Below are 18,211 nucleotides of genomic sequence, written 5' to 3'. Positions count from 1 at the left end.
TTCCTTCAGCCCTTTTTAGTCTTCCACCAGCCGGATGCCTGTGATATCCGGTTCTATGATCAGGGAGTAGTTGGTATAATACACCACAAAGCCGGGCTTGGAGCCGTTTGGCTTTTTCACGTGTTTTTTCTGGATATAGTCAATCTCCACTTTGGGGGCAGTGCGTCCGCTGGAATAATACCCGGCCAGACGGCCTGCCTCCTCAAAGGTACGGTCAGGCAGCTCTTCATTGTTGGACTTTACCACCACATGGGAGCCTGCCATTTTCTTGGCATGGAACCACCAGTCACCTCCTGTGGCGAATTTAAAGGTGAGTTCTTCGTTCTGGTAATTATTTTTTCCCACATAAATGTGATAGCCGTCGCTGGATATATAATGCAGGGGTTTTGATTTGGCCTGCATTTTCTTTTTGCCGCCGGTATAGTGCTTCTTGATATACCCGTATTCCGTCAGTTCCTCCTTGATCTGGGACAGGTCGCTTTCCTGCTGGGCAATGTCCAGGGCAGCCTGAATGGATTCCAGGTGGCGGATTTCACTTTCTGTGTCCGCTAACTGTTCCTCCAGAGCCTGTGCGGTACGTTTCAGCTTATTGTACCTGTCAAAGTATTTCTTGGAGTTTTCCTGAGGGGTCATGGTGGGGTCAAGGGGAATGGTGATCTCCTCATTGGTATAATAATTCAGTGCCCGGAAGGATTTACAGCCCTCCTCCAGGTTATAGCCGTATGTGTTGATCAGCTCCCCATAGACTTTGTATTTGTCCATTTTTTTCGTGTCCTGCATCTGCTTTGTCTGCAGGTCGAATTTTTTCCAGTTGCGGTCCAGGGCGGTCTGGACTATTTTCCGCAGGTCCGCGGATTTCTGACGCATACGGGTAATGATATTTTTCTGGGCATAGTACTGCTCCAGGACCTGGGAGATGGAATCGTATTCCCTGACTGTATAATCCGTATACTGGGTGAGGGGAACAGCTCCGAATTCCACCGGTTCCCCGGAGGGGCTGTACACAATATTGGGAGTAAAGCGCCCCTCTTTTACATCCTCCATAAAGCGTGAAAACGCCTGGAAGACCCGTTCCTTCTCCTGCCCGGAAAGCCCGTCTGCAGGGTCACTTCCGTGTACGCCTGCTCTGGCGCAGATCTCCTCCGCGGCTGCGGGGCTTAACCCTGTAAGAGAGGTATAGATGGCCTTGGCTATATTGGTAGGCTTTCCGTACACCGCCGCATAAAATTCTTCCTCTGTGACAGCAAGGGGATTCTTCTTGTCCTGAGTCTGCGGAATAAAATAATCTCTTCCCGGAAGAACCTCCCTGACAGAGCTCATATTTAGGGATACATGCTTGATGCTGTCCAGGATCATGCGCTCCTCATTGAGGAAAATAATATTGCTGTGCTTGCCCATGATCTCCACCACCAGGGTTTTAAAGCACAGATCTCCAAGTTCATTTAAATGTTCTATTCGGATCTCAATGACACGCTCCAGTCCCGGCTGGGTCACTGCCGTGATCTTGCCGCTTCCCACATGCTTGCGCAGCAGCATACAGAAATTCGGTGCTGTGAGAGGGCTTACTTTGTTCTTGTCCGTAAAATAGATCAGAGGCAGGGAGGCGCTGGCTGATATGAGCAGCCGGTACTGTGTCCTGTTATTTTTTATGGTGAGGATAAGCTCATCCGCCTCGGGCTGGGCGATCTTGTTTATTTTGCCGCCCACAATCGTTTCATTTAATTCTTTTACTATATTTGCAATGGTAATTCCGTCAAAAGCCATATAAATTCTCCTTCCGATTCCGCTATCACGATTATATACGAAATGGAAACACAAAGCAAATGAAAAAAAGATTTGACTGGAAATTGTGATTGCTTTATAATAACCATGTATGTTTATGTCACTATCCAAAAAGCAGCCATATACAGCTTTGCGGACAGTAACAGATTTATGCTATGTGCAAATAAGAACAGCAGAAAAGAGAATGACATGATCAAGAGCATGACAGGCTTTGGAAGAGCCGAGGTGATTGACGAAGAAAGAAAAGTTACGGTTGAAATGAAATCCGTAAATCACCGCTATCTGGATATCAATATACGCATGCCCAAGAAGCTGAGCAGTTTCGAGGCTTCCATACGTGCCGTATTGAAAGAATATCTCCAGCGCGGCAAGGTGGACCTCTTCATCGCCTATGAGGACTACACCCAGTCCCGTGTTTCCGTAAAATACAACAGGGAAATTGCAGGACAATATTTAGAATACTTACAGCAGATGAGTGAAGAATTTCATCTGGAAAATGACATAAGAACGTCCAGGCTTCTAAGCTGCCCGGAGGTGTTCACCATGGAAGAACAGACGGTGGATGAAAAAGAACTGTGGAGTTCCCTGGAGGAAGTTCTGCGGGAGGCTGCCCGCCGGTTTGTGGATACCAGGATCAAAGAGGGCGGACATCTGAAGAATGACATTCTGGAAAAGCTGGACGGCATGTACAGCAAGGTAGAGCAGGTGGAGGCGCGTTCTCCTGAGATTCTCCGTGAATACAGAGAAAAGCTGGAGAATAAGGTGGCAGAACTTCTGCAGGATACCCAGATAGAGGAGAGCCGCATTGCGGCGGAAGTGATCCTCTTTGCGGATAAGATCTGCACGGACGAGGAAACCGTGCGTTTAAAGAGCCATATCTCCCATATGAAGGATGTACTGGAGCAGGAGGACGGCATCGGCAGGAAGCTTGACTTTATTGCCCAGGAGATGAACCGTGAGGCAAATACCATTTTATCCAAGGCCAATGACCTGGAGACTTCCAATCTTGCCATTGACTTAAAAACAGAGATAGAGAAGATCCGGGAACAGATTCAGAATATTGAATAAAGGCAGGAGGAATATGTCTAAATTAATCAATATCGGTTTCGGCAATGTAGTGAACACAGACAAAGTGGTGGCAGTTGTAAGCCCGGACGCGGCGCCCATCAAGCGCATGGTGCAGTCAGCAAAAGAGTCCGGCAAATCCATTGACGCCACGCAGGGCCGCAAGACAAAGGCAGTGATCATCACCAACAGTGAGATGCTGATCCTCTCAGCCCTGCAGCCGGAAACCATTGCAAAACGTTTCGGCACGTTTTACGAAAATGATCTAAAAGGGGAACAGGATGGATAACAGAGGAATTTTAACCGTGGTCTCCGGATTTTCCGGCGCGGGTAAAGGGACGCTTATGAAACGGCTTCTGGAGAAGTATGATACGTACTCCCTTTCTATTTCCGCGACCACCAGGGCACCGCGGGAGGGCGAGGAGCATGGAAGAGAATATTTCTTCCATTCAAAAGAAGAGTTTGAGGAGCTGATTTCCCAGGATGCATTGATTGAATATGCCCAGTATGTGGAAAACTATTACGGTACACCAAAGGCATACGTGGAAAAGCAGCTTGCCGCAGGCAGGGATGTGATCCTGGAAATTGAGATACAGGGAGCACTCAAGGTGAAAGAAAAGATGCCGGATACCCTGCTGATGTTTGTCACACCGCCTTCTGCCATGGAGCTGAAGCGGCGGCTGACAGACAGGGGGACCGAAACACCTGAGGTCATAGAATCCAGGCTTCGCAGGGCATCCGAGGAAGCCAAGGGAATGCCGCTTTATGATTATGTGCTCATCAATGACGATCTGGAAGAATGCGTTGACAGGATGCACAGCATTATTCAAAGCCAGCACAACACTGTGAAAAACAGTGCGCCTTTTATAGAAAAAATAACCAGTGAAGTAGCAGTATTTGCGAAAGGAGAATGAGATATGATACATCCGTCTTACACAGAATTAATGGACGCAATCAACGAGGAGGGCAATATCGAGGACGAACCGTTAGTCACCAGCCGTTACTCTGTTGTACTGGCTACCAGCAAGAGAGCCAGACAGCTTATTGCAGGCCGTGAGGCCATGGTTCACTCATCAGGCAAAAAACCTCTGTCCACAGCAGTGGAAGAGATTTATCAGGGCAAGGTAAAAATCCTGCCGGATGATTTCCAGGAGGAAGAGGAGACAACAGAGAACTAAATTTACAGGGACTGCCGCCAGATGCGGGCAGTCCTTTCTACCATTACTGACAAGGAGTATGCATGAGGAAAGTTTTATTTATATCTCTTGGATGTGACAAGAACCTGGCGGATTCTGAGGAGATGCTGGGCATGCTTGTGGAGCATGGGTATACCATCGTAAACGATGAGACAGAGGCTGATGTGGCTGTTGTCAACACCTGTGCCTTCATCCATGATGCCAAGGAGGAGAGCATTTCCAATATTCTGGAAATGGCAAAGTATAAGGAGACAGGTTCCCTCAGGGTCCTGCTGGTGACCGGTTGTCTGGCGCAGCGGTACAAGGAGGAAATTATAGAGGAGATCCCGGAAGTAGATGCTGTCCTGGGGACTACAAGCTTTGATGACATCATAGAGGCCCTTGACAAGGCATTTGAAGGGGAGCGGTATCTGGAGTTCAAGGATACCTCCTATCTGCCGGATGTGGAGACAAAGAGGATGATCACCACCGGCGGCTATTATGAATACCTGAAGATCGCAGAGGGATGTGACAAGCACTGCACCTACTGTATTATCCCGAAGCTCAGAGGCAGATACCGCAGTGTTCCCATGGAAAAGCTCATAAAGCAGGCAGAATACATGGCAGAGCAGGGCGTGAAGGAACTGATCATAGTAGCGCAGGAGACCACCATATACGGCTGTGACCTGTACGGGGAGAAAACCCTGCATAAGCTTTTAAAGAAGCTGTGCCGCATCCCCGGCATTGCATGGATCCGCATGCTCTACTGTTATCCCGAGGAGATCTATCCGGAACTGATCCGGGTGATGAAGGAGGAGCCGAAGATCTGTCATTATCTGGACCTGCCTATACAGCACTGCAATGACAGAATCCTGAAGCGCATGGGCAGACGTACCACCAGGCAGGAACTTGTGGACATCATCACAGCTCTCAGAAGAGAGATTCCCGATATTGTGCTTCGGACAACTCTGATCACCGGATTTCCGGGGGAGACACAAGAGGAGCATGAGGAGCTGATGGACTTTATTGATGAGATGGAGTTTGACAGGCTTGGCGTCTTTACCTATTCGCCTGAGGAGGATACCCCTGCGGCCATTATGCCGGACCAGATCGATGAGGAAGTCAAGAAGGACCGTCAGGCAGAGCTTATGGAGCTTCAGCAGGAGATCTCCTTGGACAAGGGACAGAAGAAGATCCACTCTGAAGTTGAGGTTATGATCGAAGGGAAAGTGGCAGATGAAAATGCCTATGTGGGCCGCACATACGGAGATGCACCGGGTGTGGACGGATATATTTTCGTCAATACGGATACGGAGCTTATCTCAGGAGATTTGTGCAAGGTGCATGTGACCGGCGCTCTGGAATATGATTTGATAGGAGAGTTAAAAGATGAATACACCGAATAAACTGACGATCGCAAGAGTCGTTATGATTCCGTTCTTTGTGGCTTTTTTAATGTATGATATTGCGGGAAGTGCCGGAAAGTGGATCGCGCTGGCCATCTTTATCGTTGCCAGCCTGACAGATACCCTGGACGGCTATCTGGCCAGGAGAGATAATCTGGTGACCAACTTCGGCAAATTCATGGACCCGCTGGCGGACAAGCTTCTGGTCTGCTCCGCGCTGATCTGCTTTACCGGTATGGGTGAGCTGCCGGCCTGGATCACCATTGTGATCATAGCCCGTGAATTTATCATCAGCGGTTTCCGTCTGGTAGCTGCGGACAACGGCATCGTGATCGCTGCCAGCTACTGGGGCAAATTCAAGACCGTATCACAGATGATCATGATCATTCTTATGATCATGGATATCCAGAATCAGGCATTCCAGATCCTGATCCAGATTTTCGTGGTGATTGCCGTTGCACTTACCCTGATCTCTCTTGTGGATTACATCTTGAAGAATAAAAGTGTTTTAAGCATGCAGGATTAAAGGAAGAAAATATGGCTATGCTGCCTGGGAAGGAGAGAAACTTATGACAGCGGAATTGATATGTGTGGGAACAGAGTTGCTTCTGGGCAATATTGTGAATACGAATGGGGCCTACCTGGCGAGAAAATGCGCCGCTCTTGGGCTTTCCATGTATCATCAGAGTATTGTGGGGGACAATGACAAACGTCTGGAGGAGACTATCCGGACAGCGACGGACCGGTCTGACGTGGTGATCCTCTGCGGAGGCCTTGGCCCCACGAAGGATGACCTGACAAAAGAAGTGGCTGCTAAGGTTATGGGAAAAAAGCTGAAAGAGGATAAGCATTCCAGAGAGCGTATCCAGGCTTATATGGATAACTATGTAAAGAGCCATCCGGGTACCAGGATCACGGAGAATAACTGGAAACAGGCGCTTCTGCCGGAAGGTGCCGCTGCTGTGGACAATGAAAACGGAACTGCCCCGGGAATCATAATGGAGGAAAAGGGAACAGTGCTGATTCTGCTGCCCGGCCCGCCAAACGAGCTGATTCCCATGTTTGAAGAAAAAATATACCCCTATCTCAGGAAAAAGCAGCCGGAGGTCATTGCCTCTGAGATGGTAAAGGTGTGCGGCTTAGGTGAGAGCCAGGTGGAGACAGATATTGAAGATCTCATCGAAAAACAATCTAATCCCACCATTGCCACATATGCCAAGACAGGGGAAGTGCATCTGCGTGTGACGGCAAAGGCTGAAAATGAAAAGGCTGCCAGGAAGCTGATCAAGCCTGTCGTCCGTGAGCTGAAGGTGCGTTTCGGTGCCAATATCTATACCACGGATGAGGATAAATCCCTGGAAAGCGCAGTTGTGGATCTGCTCAGAAACCAGGATATCTCCCTGACCACGGTGGAGTCCTGTACAGGCGGTGCGCTGTCTGCCAGGATCGTAGATGTTCCGGGTGCTTCCGATGTGTTAAAACAGGGATTCGTCACATATACCAACCGTGCCAAGAGAAAATACGTTATGGTTAAGAAAAGCACCTTAAAAGAATACGGTGCCGTCAGCGAGAAGTGTGCAAAGGAAATGGCAAAAGGCGGATGCTTTGTGACTGGTTCCGATGCAGCAGTCTCCATCACCGGATTCGCAGGACCGGACGGCGGTACCGAGCAGGCGCCGGTGGGAACCGTGTTTATCGGGTGCTGCTTAAAAGGAAAGACAGTGGTGCAGGAATTCCACTTCGGGGGAGACCGCAGCAAAATCAGGGAACAGGCAGCAACTTATGCCCTGATCCTTCTAAGAGAATGTATTCTGGAAAATTTTGAGCGCCGTAATGATGAAAGCAGTAAATGATCTCCATACAGACAGCCGCCCGGTACCTGATACCGGGCGGCTGTTATAGTCTAATGCATCTAATGCATCATTTTGATGATCTGCATCATACGGTTGATGCGGGCTACCTCTTCCGGCGGTTTTCCCATTTTCAATACCTCGATTATGGTGTCCATCTCCTGACGCGAAAAATCAAGTCCCCCGGATTGACTTTTGTTCTGAGAGACTGCTGACATGAGAAAGGGCAGCAGTTCGTTCATTCCCTTCTGGCTTCCCTGATTTGCTATGTTATTGAGCATTTTCAGCTTCTCAGGGTCCATGCCTTTCAGATTGGGGTTGTTCATCCAGTTGTCCTGAAAATTCCCCTGCTGCTGAAAATTCCCCTGTTGCTGAGGATTTCCCTGCTGCTGCGTATTCTGCTGGTACTGTCCGTAAGTCTGCTGCGGCCCGGACTGGTACTGCTGGGTATTACCGCGGGGGTCAGACTGATATGCCTGGGAATTAACCCCTGGCCCGCCCCCCTGCGCTCCGCCCTGTGTATTTCCCTGGAAGGGCTGAGAGCCGTTCTGGAAAGCAGGATTGTTCCGCTGAGGACCGTTCTGGAAAGCGGGATTGCCCTGCTGGGAACCGTTCTGGAAGTCTGGATTACCCTGCTGAGATGCATTCTGGAAAGTGGGATTGCCCTGCTGGGAACCGTTCTGGAAAGCGGGATTGCCCTGTTGGGAACCGTTCTGAAATGCCGGATTGCCCTGCTGAGAACCATTCTGGAAAGGTCGGGAACCTTGCTGGGAACCGTTCCGGAAGGGCGGGGTGTTCTGGCGGGAGCCATTTTGGAACGACTGGCTGTTCTGCCGGGAATCATTTTGGAAGGTCTGGTTACCCTGCTGAAATGCATTTTGTGGGGTCTGGCCGGCCTGCTGAGGGCCATTTTGCGAGGCCTGCCCACTCTGCTGAGGACCATTTTGTGAGGGCTGCCCGCCCTGCTGGGAGCCTGGCTGTGGTCCTGCGTGATAGGGCTGCTGATTTCCGATGGGGAATCTGAGGCCGCCCGGACGGTAGCCTCCCTGGCCCGGGCCGTTCTGACGGGAGTTTGATGGCTGTTCTTGTTTCCGGCTTTCCGCCTGTGTCTGCGGCGGCTCGTCTGCCGACGGCTTTCCGGCAGGATTTCTGAGATTCTGCCTGTAATTCTGATTATTCATATTTACCTCCGTTTTTACTGTTTCGGCACATCCTGGGACAGCTCAAAAAGCTGCACCATGGCCATGGTATTGATGAGCGAGTCAATTCTTTCCTTCGCAGGTCCGCGGCATACCTTGCTGCAGGCTGTGAGCATTTCAAGAGGGTCTGCCGTAAACTGCTCCTGGGCATGCATCTGCATATCCGCCTGCGGCTGTGAGAAGAGACGTATGGTATTGGATAACTCCAGAAATTTGGCATATACTGATATGAGCCTTTGGCCCTGGGCCGGAAGATAAGGCATGGCCGCTTTCAGAATTTCCACCTGATCCTCCGCTATCATTTCGTCCAGAATATTATGTTCTTCCATTCTAGCTCCTTCCAAAACTTCCGCTTTCTAAACCTTATGTTTCCTCTATACAGGATATGACGAAAAAACAGTTCTGCCATAGTATAATAGGGAAAGGGGTGTATACACATGGAACAGCATGAAATCAGACTGGTGGAGGAAGACAACACCATTTATGAAATAGATATGGACTGCATCAGGAAAAAACAACTGGCGGCAAAGAGAGCCATGGAAGCAGATGAAAAGAGAAGACTTGATTTTGAAAAGAACAGGGCAAAAGAAACATGACAAAGTAAAAAGCCGGGGCTCATCACCCCGGCTCTTTTTGATGAGACTGCTGTTCCGGGACTGCCCTGCAGTCACAGGACAATATCCGCGGAACAGAGAAAAGTCAAACTTTTACCAAAGCCTCTCATCTGTTTTTGTTTTGTTATTGATTAGCAGAAACCGTGTCCGCCGCATCCGCACAGGAGCAGCAGGATAATGATAATACAGCTGCAGTCGCCGCCGAAGCCGCCGCATCCGCAATCATTTCCACATCCGCCGCCGCTGTTTCCGTTTCCACAGCAGCAAAGCAGAAGAAGAATCCAGATGATACAGCTGCAGTCGCCGCCGAATCCACGGGAAACTCCACATCCTCCTCCACAGTTATCATCGCATCCGCAACCACAGTTTGTAGCAGCTAAATCACTCATTTTGTATCCTCCAAAGAATTTTGATTACACTTACATGATATGTGCCAGGGAGGAATTGGTGCAGGTTTGCGGAAAAGATTTTTAAATATTCGTGAAAACAGAGAAGATCCGGTACACATCCAACGCCCCATATCCCCATTCACGGTTGGGGTAAAGCTGTACCTGGGTTCTTCTGGCGCCGCGGATAAACAGGGCTTTCAGCTCTGCATTGTTAAATATCTTGGGCGGATTTCTTTTTGCCCCCCACTCGATCACAAGAGCACAGGCTCCGGCAGTGATGGCCGCCGCCACAGAGGAGCCGGTCATGGTTGTGAAACGTCCTCCGGGCGCCGGGCCGAACACATTGACTCCCGGTGCTGCGATATCCGGCTTTATGAGACCTGTACGTGTAAATCCCCTGCTGGAGTTGACGAACAGGCTGTTATTGTATGCGTTGAAAGTAGAAGTGGTCAGGGACACCTCCGCCGCCGAGGGCGCAGTGATGGTGGTGTTGGGGTCCGGTCTCAGAAAGGTTACATCAGGCGCCATAAACCCGTCGACCGGAAGCCAGATATGGAAGTTCCCCGCATTGTTGCTGCTGGAATACACATTGATCTTCCATGCGCCCGGTGTGGGATTGGAAAAGCGGAAGAAAATGAGCTGGTCACCGGATATGGTCTGAATCAGTTCCGAGGCAATAAAAATCTCTGTATCTTCCAATACAAACTGTATGGTATCCGAATAATTGATCCGGGTGGGCAGCCGCTGTATGACCTCGCCCAAAGGGGATTCAAAACCAACCGAATAGATTTCAGGGGGCGCGCCCCATAATTCCGCGGTAAATCCCCTTGTATTTTCCGGCACCAGGATCTCTACTGCTGTGCTGGTGTTTGGCGCAGGTGCTTCTGCAAAGAAATGATGGGCCTTGCCCGCTTCATTTCCGGCTGCGGCTACGGAATAGACTCCCCAGTAATTGGCAGATACAGTCAGGGACGATGCAAGGGCAGATTGTCCTGAATGCGCCCCCTGGTTGGAGCCAAGGCCAATACAGATGACCAGGGGAGCCTGCAGCTCATTGGAGAGGAGCAGAAGATAGCGGATTCCCATCATGATATCGGATTCCTGATAAACAGGATTGCTGCTTGTGTGGTAGAAAAGCTCTTTTAAGTAATTTTTCGCTTCTTTCAGTTTTACGACTGCCAGCATACTGGAAGGGGCAGCTCCTATGAAGTCATTGTCCGGCAGGCTGCTTCCCGCGGCGGCGCCTGCCAAAAAAGTCCCGTGACCGATGGTATCCTGTGAGGGGATAAGCTCCAGGGGATTTTCTGACGCCAGTGCATTCTCCAGGTCCTCATGGGTGTATCCTGTCCCGTACTGCATGTCAAAGGGCGGCGTGCCGCTCTGAATCGTCTGGTCCCACAGCCCGTAGATGCGGCTGCCCCCGTCTGACCGTCTGAATGCGGGATGTGTGTAATCAATCCCCGTATCAATGAAGCCAATCAGGATACCGCGCCCCTTCAGATTCAGCGCCGGCTGGTTCTGGACTGCAGTGATTCCCGAAACCTCCAGACTGACCGTGTCCAGAAGGGAGTAGAGATTGGGAATGGTATTATAGAAGAGGCCATTGGCAAAATAATCCCTGATATCAGAGGAAGGGAGGCGCCCGTGTATCATTCCATAATAGTTGTTGAAAAGCTGGGCCCCAAATTCCCGGTAGTCTTCCAGAAACTGCGGATATATGGGGAGGATATAGTCGGCATAATCCTCAGACAAGATCATTTCTTTGATTGTAGGCATATAAAATTTCCATACTGTCTGTTTTTAATAAGTCTATGAGGAAGCCCTCTGAAATATTGGCAGTAAAGCTGTTTTCTGAATACCATAAAGAAGAACTCATATACGGAGCTTTGGGAAATGATGCAGAAATGGCTTACCGGAAAAAATATAGGTGTCGCCATCCTGGACACCGGAATTTATCCTCATATAGATTTTGACTGCCGAATCCGTGCTTTTCTTGATATGGTACACGGAAGAACCCTTCCTTATGATGACAATGGACACGGCACGCATGTGGCCGGAATCCTGGCCGGCAGCGGAGCTGCCCTGAACGGAAAATACAAAGGCGTAGCGCCGGGCTGCGATATCATTGCAGTGAAGGTGCTGGATGAAAGCGGCAACGGCAATAAGGAGCAGGTGATCGAAGCACTGGACTGGATCAAGGCCAACCGGATCAAATACAACATCAGGATCATCAATATCTCCGTGGGCACTACCCAGAAGGAATCGCACCGGGATCTGATCTATGCGGTGGAATCCGCCTGGGATGACGGATTTATTGTTGTAGCCGCCGCCGGCAACATGGGACCGGGGCAGGGCAGCATCACAGCTCCCGGCAGCAGCCGGAAAGTCATCACCGTGGGTTCTGCCGATATGCTGGTACGCCATCAGGGTATTTCAGGGAGAGGCCCCACCTGCGACTGCATTATCAAGCCGGATATCGTGGCACCCGGCAACGCCATTGTCTCCTGTGCCAACCGAAGCGGCAGCATGCCTTATGCAGTGAAAAGCGGCACATCCATGTCAACCCCTATGGTCTCAGGCGGCATTGCGCTGCTTCTTGAAAAAAATCCCGCACTGTCCAATCTGGAAGTCAAGAAAAGACTGATGGAGACAGCTAAAGATCTGGGCTATCCCCACAACCTGCAGGGTTGGGGGCTTTTTCAGTTAGAGCATTTTTTATATGATGAAAAGATTTGAAAATTATAGTTGACAAACAATGTATCATTGTATACAATAATACAAGAAATTCATTAAGATAAAGTGATAGCATATTGAAAATGTGATGCCGGGTCATACCGGAAGTTAAGATGAGGAGTGACGAATATGATAAACAGAGCTGTCAGAATGAATTACCATACAAACTTACTGGAACTGGAAGAGCATATGTATCCCCTGGTGGATGTGCAGACACCGAATGTATTTCACAATCTTTTCCCCTACACAGAGGTACCCAAGATTGCGTTTAACGACAGGATCGTGCCCCATCATATGCCGGATGACATCTGGATCACTGACACCACGTTCCGCGACGGGCAGCAGTCAAGAGCTCCTTACAGCACAGAGCAGATTGTAACTATCTTTGATTATTTACACAAACTGGGCGGACCAAACGGCAGGATACGCCAGAGCGAATTTTTCCTTTACAGTAAAAAGGACAGAGACGCCGTATATAAATGTCTGGAGCGGGGATATAAATTCCCGGAAGTTACGAGCTGGATCCGTGCCAGCAAGAAGGATTTTGAACTGGTAAAGGACATTGGTCTGAAGGAGACCGGTATCCTGGTGAGCTGTTCCGACTACCATATTTTCTATAAAATGAAAATGACCAGAAAGCAGGCCATGGAGCATTACCTGAGTGTGATCCGTGAATGCCTGGAGACGGGAATCAGCCCCAGATGCCATCTGGAGGATATAACAAGAGCGGATATCTACGGCTATGTGATCCCCTTCTGTCTGGAACTGAATAAACTGATGGAGGAGTACTCCATTCCCATTAAGGTGCGCTGCTGTGACACCATGGGATATGGCGTGAACTATCCGGGTGCTGTGATTCCACGCTCCATTCCGGGCATTATTTACGGTATTCTGACACATGCCGGAATCCCTTCCGAGCTGATCGAATTCCATGGCCACAACGATTTCTACAAGGCTGTGAGCAATTCCACGACGGCGTGGCTTTACGGCGCAAGCGGTGTAAACTGCTCCCTGTTCGGCATTGGTGAGAGAACCGGCAATACCCCCCTTGAAGCCATGGTATTCGAGTACGCGCAGATCAAAGGCTCCCTGGACGGCATGGACACAAGGGTCATCACAGAGCTTGCGGAGTACTATGAAAAAGAGATTGGATACAAGGTGCCCTCCACAACACCGTTTGTGGGAAGTGCGTTCAATGTGACGAGAGCCGGTATCCATGCAGACGGTCTTCTGAAGAATGAAGAGATCTACAATATCTTTGATACGGATAAATTCCTGGGCCGTCCGCCGCAGGTGGCTGTTTCCAACACCTCGGGCCTTGCCGGCATTGCTCACTGGATTAACAATCATTACCGCCTGTCCGGTGAGAAACAGGTGCAGAAGAACAGCGAACTGGTGCAGATGGTAAAGGCATGGGTGGATACCCAGTACGAGGAGGGACGCGTGACTGTCCTAACGGATGAGGAGCTGATATCCGTGATCGAGGAGAGCTGCGCAAGATTAAATATAACCTTATAAGGCAATGACATGTGAGGAAGGAAGCAAAATGGCAGGTAGAGAAAAGTCCCTGAGGGGCCAGGTGTTTGACAAGATCCGTTCAGATATTCTGAAAGGCCGTTACCAGCAGGGAGACGAATTGGTGGAATGTACCATAGGGAAAGAGCTGGGAGTCAGCAGAACTCCGGTCCGGGAAGCCATCCGGCAGCTGGAACTGGAGGGCCTGGTACGCCTGGTGCCAAACAAAGGAGCCTTTGTCAACGGGATATCCGCAAGGGATGTGACTGATATTTATTTGATCCGCTCCCGGCTGGAAGGGCTCTGTGCCCGGATGGCCGTGGAGAATATAACACCGGAACAGCTGGAAGCCATGGAGGAGGCCATTGTCCTGTCAGACTATCATGCAAAGAAAGAACACTATGAACAGGTCTGCGAAATGGACGGCAAGTTCCATAAGCTGCTCTATGAGGCGTCCGGCAGCCGGATGCTTTCCCACACACTGTCTGATTTTCATCAATATGTACAGCGTGTGCGGCAGGTATCCATTATGAACCGCATGCGTCTGAATAAATCAGGCAGCGAGCACACAGAGATTCTGGAAGCCATAAAGAGCAAAAACGCGGATCTGGCGGAACAGGTAGCTGCAAGACACATATTTAATACAGTTGAGAATCTGAAACATTTTAATCTGGAAGAAATTCTGCGGGAAGAATACGGAAAGGAGAACGACAACAATGGAAAAAATTAAAATGACAACACCTCTGGTGGAAATGGATGGGGATGAGATGACAAGGATCCTCTGGAAAATGATCAAAGAGGATCTGCTTGCGCCATATGTGGAACTGAACACAGAGTATTATGATCTGGGACTGGAGTACAGAAATGAGACCGGCGACCAGGTGACAGTGGATGCGGCCAATGCCACAAAGAAATACAAAGTAGCGGTAAAATGTGCCACCATCACCCCGAACGCGGCCAGAATGGACGAGTATCACTTAAAGGAAATGTATAAAAGTCCCAACGGCACCATTCGTTCCATGCTGGACGGTACGGTTTTCAGGGCGCCTATTGTGGTAAAAGGAATCGAGCCCTGTGTAAAGAACTGGAAGAAACCCATCACTCTGGCAAGACATGCCTACGGGGATGTCTATAAAAACACAGAGATGGTCATTCCCGGACCGGGCAGGGTGGAGCTTGTATATACCGCGGCTGACGGAACAGAGACAAGAGAACTGGTGCATAACTTCACAGGTGCCGGGGTGGCACAGGGAATGCACAACTTAAATGATTCCATTGAGAGCTTTGCCAGAAGCTGCTTTGAATATGCGCTCTCCACAAAACAGGATCTGTGGTTCTCCACCAAGGACACCATTTCCAAAAAGTATGACCATACCTTCAAGGATATTTTCCAGGACATCTATGAGAAAGAATATAAGGATGCCTTTGAAAAGGCCGGTATTACATATTTCTATACACTGATCGACGACGCGGTGGCACGTGTGATGAAAGCCGAAGGCGGCTTTATCTGGGCCTGCAAGAACTATGACGGGGATGTTATGAGTGATATGGTATCCTCCGCTTTCGGCTCTCTGGCTATGATGACATCCGTGCTGGTATCCCCTCACGGATATTTTGAGTATGAAGCTGCACACGGAACCGTACAGCGCCACTATTACAAACATTTAAAAGGGGAAGAGACTTCCACCAACTCCGTGGCTACCATCTTTGCCTGGTCCGGAGCTTTGAGAAAACGCGGGGAGCTGGATGGAAATACAGACCTCTGCCTGTTTGCCGACCGGCTGGAACAGGCCACGCTCACTACTATCGAAAAGGGAGAGATGACAAAAGACCTTGCACTCATCACGTCAATTAAGAATCCTTCTGTATTGAACAGCCGTGAGTTTATCCTGGCTGTAAGGAAGAATCTGGATGTTTTATACGCGTAAAAAATAAGCGTCTGCTGATTTAAAAGTCCATGTAAGAGAGAGAAACAAGTCCCTGCTTACATGGACTTATTATTTGTGAAAAAAAGTCTCGGGCAGGGGTTGAAAAATTTAGTCAATTTCTTATAATGGGTATTAACCGAATCGGTAAAGCATTAAAGGAGGCACAGGATGGAGGACAGACTTAGCAGTCTCTCAGAAGAGAAGAAGAACGCGGTTGTCAATGCAGCACTGGAAGTGTTTGGCACCAATGAATACAAACGGGCATCCACAGACCTGATCGCTGCAAAGGCAGGCATCTCAAAAGGGCTGCTGTTTTACTATTTTAAAAATAAGAAAGAGCTGTATATGTACATATTTGAGTATGTAATGGAGAAGGTAGGACCGCGCCTTTTAGACCGGCACTTTTTTGAAATAACGGATTATTTTGAGCTGCTGGCCTATGCAGCAGACAAAAAAGCCCGTATCCTCTCCAGTTTTCCCTTTCTTATGGAGTTCAGTGTCCGGGCATTTTTTACATCCAGGGAGGACGTATCGGAAGATATGAACTCTTTTATGAAAAACCAGATGGATACCATGTTCGTGGATTATTTCAAGAATGTGGATATGACTAAATTCAGGGAGGACATAGATCCCAAAGAAATACTGAACATGCTTCTCTGGCTCACTGACGGATATCTGCACCAGAGAATGTTTTATACCGATACGGTGGATGCGGATGAATTGATGCGTCAATTCAGAAAATGGTCAGAAATGCTGAAGCGGATCGCATACAAAGAAGAGTATCTAACCGAAATGGTTGGAAGGAGGCAAAAAAATGAACGTGATTGAAATCAGTCATATTACGAAAGACTATGGGCAGAACCGCGGCGTTTTTGATGTTAGTTTTTCTGTAAAACAGGGAGAGGTACTGGGGTTTTTAGGACCAAACGGTGCCGGTAAGACAACCACGATCCGGCAGTTGATGGGATTCATCAAACCGGATAAGGGCAGACTGTCCATTCTGGATATGGACTGCTTCAAAGAGTCGGATAAGATCCAGACATCTCTTGGGTATCTGCCGGGAGAGATCGCTTTTATTGATTCCATGACAGGGATGGAGTTTATCCGCTTTGTGGCTAAAATGAAAAATATGAGAGATATGGGCCGGGCACAGGAACTGATGAAGATGTTTGACTTGAACGCGTCCGGCAAACTGAAGAAAATGTCAAAGGGCATGAAGCAGAAGATAGGAATCGTCTGTGCCTTTATGAACCCGCTGGCCAGCATCCTGATCCTGGATGAACCCACCAGCGGACTGGACCCTCTGATGCAGAACCGTTTTGTGGAGCTGATCCTTTCCGAGAAGAAAAAGGGAAAGACCATTTTGATGTCTTCCCATATGTTTGAGGAAATTGAGCGCACCTGTGACCGCGCTGCCATTATCCGAGACGGACGGCTGGTTGCAGTGGAGGAGATGGAGAAACTGAAAGAGGGGCGGCAGAAGGTGATTGATATCACCTTCCGGGAGGCGGATATGGCAGAGGCATTCGCTGCCGCATTCCCGGAGGCAGTCTATCAGCCCGGCAGTAAAACGGTAACGGCCAAGGTTGGAAAAAACCTGGATGCCTTTATCAAAAAAGCAGGCGCCTATACGGTCACGGATTTCGACGTGCGCACACAGAGCCTGGAAGAGTTCTTCATGCATTTCTACGGAGAGGGGGCAGCAAAATCATGAATGCTACACTGTTTAAAAAAGAGATCAAATCCAACTGGCTGCTGCTCGTCATTTTTCTTGCAGTGCTCAGTGTATACGGAAGTATGATCACCATGATGTTCAACCCCGAGATGGGAGACAGCCTGAAAATGATGGCTGACAGTATGCCGGATCTGTTTGCGGCATTCGGCATGGCTGACGTGGGCCAGACGCTGCTGGAATTTGTATCCGGATATTTATACGGAATGCTGTATGTGGCCTTCCCCGGGGTATTTATCATTATCCTATCCAACAGACTGGTATCCAGATATGTAGATAACGGTTCCATGGCCTACCTGCTGGCGGTACCACAGAAACGCTGGAAGATCATGCTGACTCAGTGTGTCTTCATGCTGACCTGCCTGGTTGTCATGGTGGTATATGTGACCTGCCTGATTCTTGCTTTCAGTGAGGCGCTTTTTCCGGGAGAGATGGAGACAGGTGCCTTCCTTCGGATCAATGTGGGATTATTGGGTATCCTTGTATTTTTCGGCGGGACATGTTTCTGTGCATCCTGCTGCAGCAATGAGACAAAGACTTCCTCCGCGGTCAGCACAACCGTGGTGGTATATTCCATTCTCTTGCAGATGATATCACAGGTGGGGGATAAATTCGAGAAAGTAAAATACGCCACCCCCATAACCCTCTTTGACATTGACGGGCTGGCTGCAGGTGACGGGAAGGCGTGGATCATGTGCGGCATTTTATATCTGGCAGGAATCCTGCTTATGGGAATCGGGATCATACGGTTCAGCAAACGGGATCTGCCTTTGTAAGAGATGAAATCGCAGACGGCCGAAGGATAGCAGCCGGATATAAAAAA

The 18,211-nt window shown here is 49.2% G+C and carries 21 protein-coding genes; 16 read left to right on the top strand and 5 right to left on the bottom strand.

What is annotated here, in order from left to right:
* Window positions 1-15: 15 nt before the first annotated feature.
* Window positions 16-1,764 carry an Rqc2 family fibronectin-binding protein gene (locus tag LC508_RS05615; RefSeq protein ID WP_054351223.1) on the bottom strand — a complete coding sequence of 583 codons (1,749 nt, stop codon included), beginning with the start codon at window positions 1,762-1,764 and terminating at the stop codon, window positions 16-18.
* 207 nt (window positions 1,765-1,971) lie between these two features.
* On the opposite strand from LC508_RS05615, the gene LC508_RS05610 reads away from it, so the two are divergent.
* From LC508_RS05610 to LC508_RS05580, 7 genes are all read left to right on the top strand, one after another.
* Window positions 1,972-2,850, top strand: coding sequence for a YicC/YloC family endoribonuclease (locus tag LC508_RS05610; RefSeq protein ID WP_033140578.1), 879 nt, complete (start codon window positions 1,972-1,974; stop codon window positions 2,848-2,850).
* A 13-nt stretch (window positions 2,851-2,863) separates the two neighbouring features.
* Window positions 2,864-3,136, top strand: a complete 273-nt coding sequence (locus LC508_RS05605) for a DUF370 domain-containing protein (protein ID WP_033140326.1) — start codon at window positions 2,864-2,866, stop codon at window positions 3,134-3,136.
* Complete coding sequence (gene gmk, locus LC508_RS05600; protein ID WP_033140325.1) at window positions 3,129-3,761, top strand: guanylate kinase; 633 nt, start codon at window positions 3,129-3,131, stop codon at window positions 3,759-3,761. The genes LC508_RS05605 and gmk overlap by 8 nt, the downstream gene beginning before the upstream one ends.
* 3 nt (window positions 3,762-3,764) lie before the next feature.
* On the top strand, window positions 3,765-4,025 hold the full coding sequence (gene rpoZ, locus LC508_RS05595) for a DNA-directed RNA polymerase subunit omega (RefSeq protein WP_033140324.1): 261 nt from the start codon (window positions 3,765-3,767) through the stop codon (window positions 4,023-4,025).
* Window positions 4,026-4,087: 62 nt separating this feature from the next.
* A complete protein-coding gene (gene rimO / locus LC508_RS05590) occupies window positions 4,088-5,428 on the top strand; it encodes a 30S ribosomal protein S12 methylthiotransferase RimO (RefSeq protein ID WP_103730949.1) in 1,341 nt (446 codons plus the stop codon).
* Complete coding sequence (gene pgsA / locus LC508_RS05585; RefSeq protein WP_033140322.1) at window positions 5,412-5,954, top strand: CDP-diacylglycerol--glycerol-3-phosphate 3-phosphatidyltransferase; 543 nt, start codon at window positions 5,412-5,414, stop codon at window positions 5,952-5,954. Before rimO ends, pgsA begins: the two co-directional genes overlap by 17 nt.
* Window positions 5,955-5,997: 43 nt before the next feature.
* Window positions 5,998-7,281: a competence/damage-inducible protein A gene (locus LC508_RS05580; protein WP_033140321.1), complete on the top strand. Its 1,284-nt coding sequence runs from the start codon at window positions 5,998-6,000 to the stop codon at window positions 7,279-7,281.
* 59 nt (window positions 7,282-7,340) lie between these two features.
* Here the strand turns inward: LC508_RS05580 and LC508_RS05575 are convergent, their stop codons facing one another.
* On the bottom strand, window positions 7,341-7,604 hold the full coding sequence (locus LC508_RS05575; RefSeq protein WP_033140577.1) for a hypothetical protein: 264 nt from the start codon (window positions 7,602-7,604) through the stop codon (window positions 7,341-7,343).
* A 42-nt stretch (window positions 7,605-7,646) separates the two neighbouring features.
* Here LC508_RS05575 and LC508_RS05570 point away from each other — a divergent pair, with 42 nt between their 5' ends.
* Window positions 7,647-8,228 (top strand): hypothetical protein, encoded by a 582-nt coding sequence (locus LC508_RS05570; RefSeq protein ID WP_103730948.1) that lies wholly within the window; start codon window positions 7,647-7,649, stop codon window positions 8,226-8,228.
* A gap of 245 nt (window positions 8,229-8,473) precedes the next feature.
* Here LC508_RS05570 and LC508_RS05565 read toward each other — a convergent pair whose 3' ends face one another.
* A complete protein-coding gene (locus LC508_RS05565) occupies window positions 8,474-8,806 on the bottom strand; it encodes a hypothetical protein (RefSeq protein ID WP_033140320.1) in 333 nt (110 codons plus the stop codon).
* 108 nt (window positions 8,807-8,914) lie between these two features.
* Between LC508_RS05565 and LC508_RS05560 the strand changes: the two genes are divergently transcribed.
* Window positions 8,915-9,073, top strand: coding sequence for a hypothetical protein (locus LC508_RS05560; RefSeq protein ID WP_156120822.1), 159 nt, complete (start codon window positions 8,915-8,917; stop codon window positions 9,071-9,073).
* Between the two features lie 149 nt (window positions 9,074-9,222).
* Here LC508_RS05560 and LC508_RS05555 read toward each other — a convergent pair whose 3' ends face one another.
* Together LC508_RS05555 and LC508_RS05550 are read right to left on the bottom strand one after the other, a co-directional pair.
* On the bottom strand, window positions 9,223-9,480 hold the full coding sequence (locus tag LC508_RS05555) for a hypothetical protein (RefSeq protein WP_033140319.1): 258 nt from the start codon (window positions 9,478-9,480) through the stop codon (window positions 9,223-9,225).
* Between the two features lie 81 nt (window positions 9,481-9,561).
* Complete coding sequence (locus LC508_RS05550) at window positions 9,562-11,256, bottom strand: S8 family peptidase (RefSeq protein ID WP_033140318.1); 1,695 nt, start codon at window positions 11,254-11,256, stop codon at window positions 9,562-9,564.
* 117 nt (window positions 11,257-11,373) lie between these two features.
* On the opposite strand from LC508_RS05550, the gene LC508_RS05545 reads away from it, so the two are divergent.
* The 7 genes from LC508_RS05545 to LC508_RS05515 all read left to right on the top strand — a co-directional run bounded on the left by LC508_RS05545 (window position 11,374) and on the right by LC508_RS05515 (window position 18,164).
* Window positions 11,374-12,216 carry a S8 family peptidase gene (locus LC508_RS05545; protein WP_033140317.1) on the top strand — a complete coding sequence of 281 codons (843 nt, stop codon included), beginning with the start codon at window positions 11,374-11,376 and terminating at the stop codon, window positions 12,214-12,216.
* A 126-nt stretch (window positions 12,217-12,342) separates the two neighbouring features.
* On the top strand, window positions 12,343-13,731 hold the full coding sequence (locus LC508_RS05540) for a beta/alpha barrel domain-containing protein (RefSeq protein ID WP_103730947.1): 1,389 nt from the start codon (window positions 12,343-12,345) through the stop codon (window positions 13,729-13,731).
* A 28-nt stretch (window positions 13,732-13,759) separates the two neighbouring features.
* Window positions 13,760-14,458 carry a GntR family transcriptional regulator gene (locus LC508_RS05535; RefSeq protein WP_033140576.1) on the top strand — a complete coding sequence of 233 codons (699 nt, stop codon included), beginning with the start codon at window positions 13,760-13,762 and terminating at the stop codon, window positions 14,456-14,458.
* Complete coding sequence (locus LC508_RS05530; protein ID WP_033140315.1) at window positions 14,445-15,656, top strand: NADP-dependent isocitrate dehydrogenase; 1,212 nt, start codon at window positions 14,445-14,447, stop codon at window positions 15,654-15,656. The genes LC508_RS05535 and LC508_RS05530 overlap by 14 nt, the downstream gene beginning before the upstream one ends.
* A gap of 168 nt (window positions 15,657-15,824) precedes the next feature.
* Window positions 15,825-16,484 (top strand): TetR/AcrR family transcriptional regulator, encoded by a 660-nt coding sequence (locus LC508_RS05525; protein WP_052099203.1) that lies wholly within the window; start codon window positions 15,825-15,827, stop codon window positions 16,482-16,484.
* A complete protein-coding gene (locus tag LC508_RS05520) occupies window positions 16,471-17,370 on the top strand; it encodes an ABC transporter ATP-binding protein (protein WP_033140314.1) in 900 nt (299 codons plus the stop codon). Before LC508_RS05525 ends, LC508_RS05520 begins: the two co-directional genes overlap by 14 nt.
* Window positions 17,367-18,164, top strand: coding sequence for an ABC transporter permease subunit (locus LC508_RS05515; RefSeq protein ID WP_181014383.1), 798 nt, complete (start codon window positions 17,367-17,369; stop codon window positions 18,162-18,164). The genes LC508_RS05520 and LC508_RS05515 overlap by 4 nt, the downstream gene beginning before the upstream one ends.
* The last annotated feature ends 47 nt before the right edge of the window (window positions 18,165-18,211 follow it).

It is taken from the genome of Blautia parvula, from assembly GCF_020215665.1.
GTDB lineage: Bacteria > Bacillota > Clostridia > Lachnospirales > Lachnospiraceae > Blautia > Blautia celeris.
The sequence above is the reverse complement of the archived record's forward strand: the minus strand, read 5'-3'. Positions and strand labels throughout refer to the sequence as shown.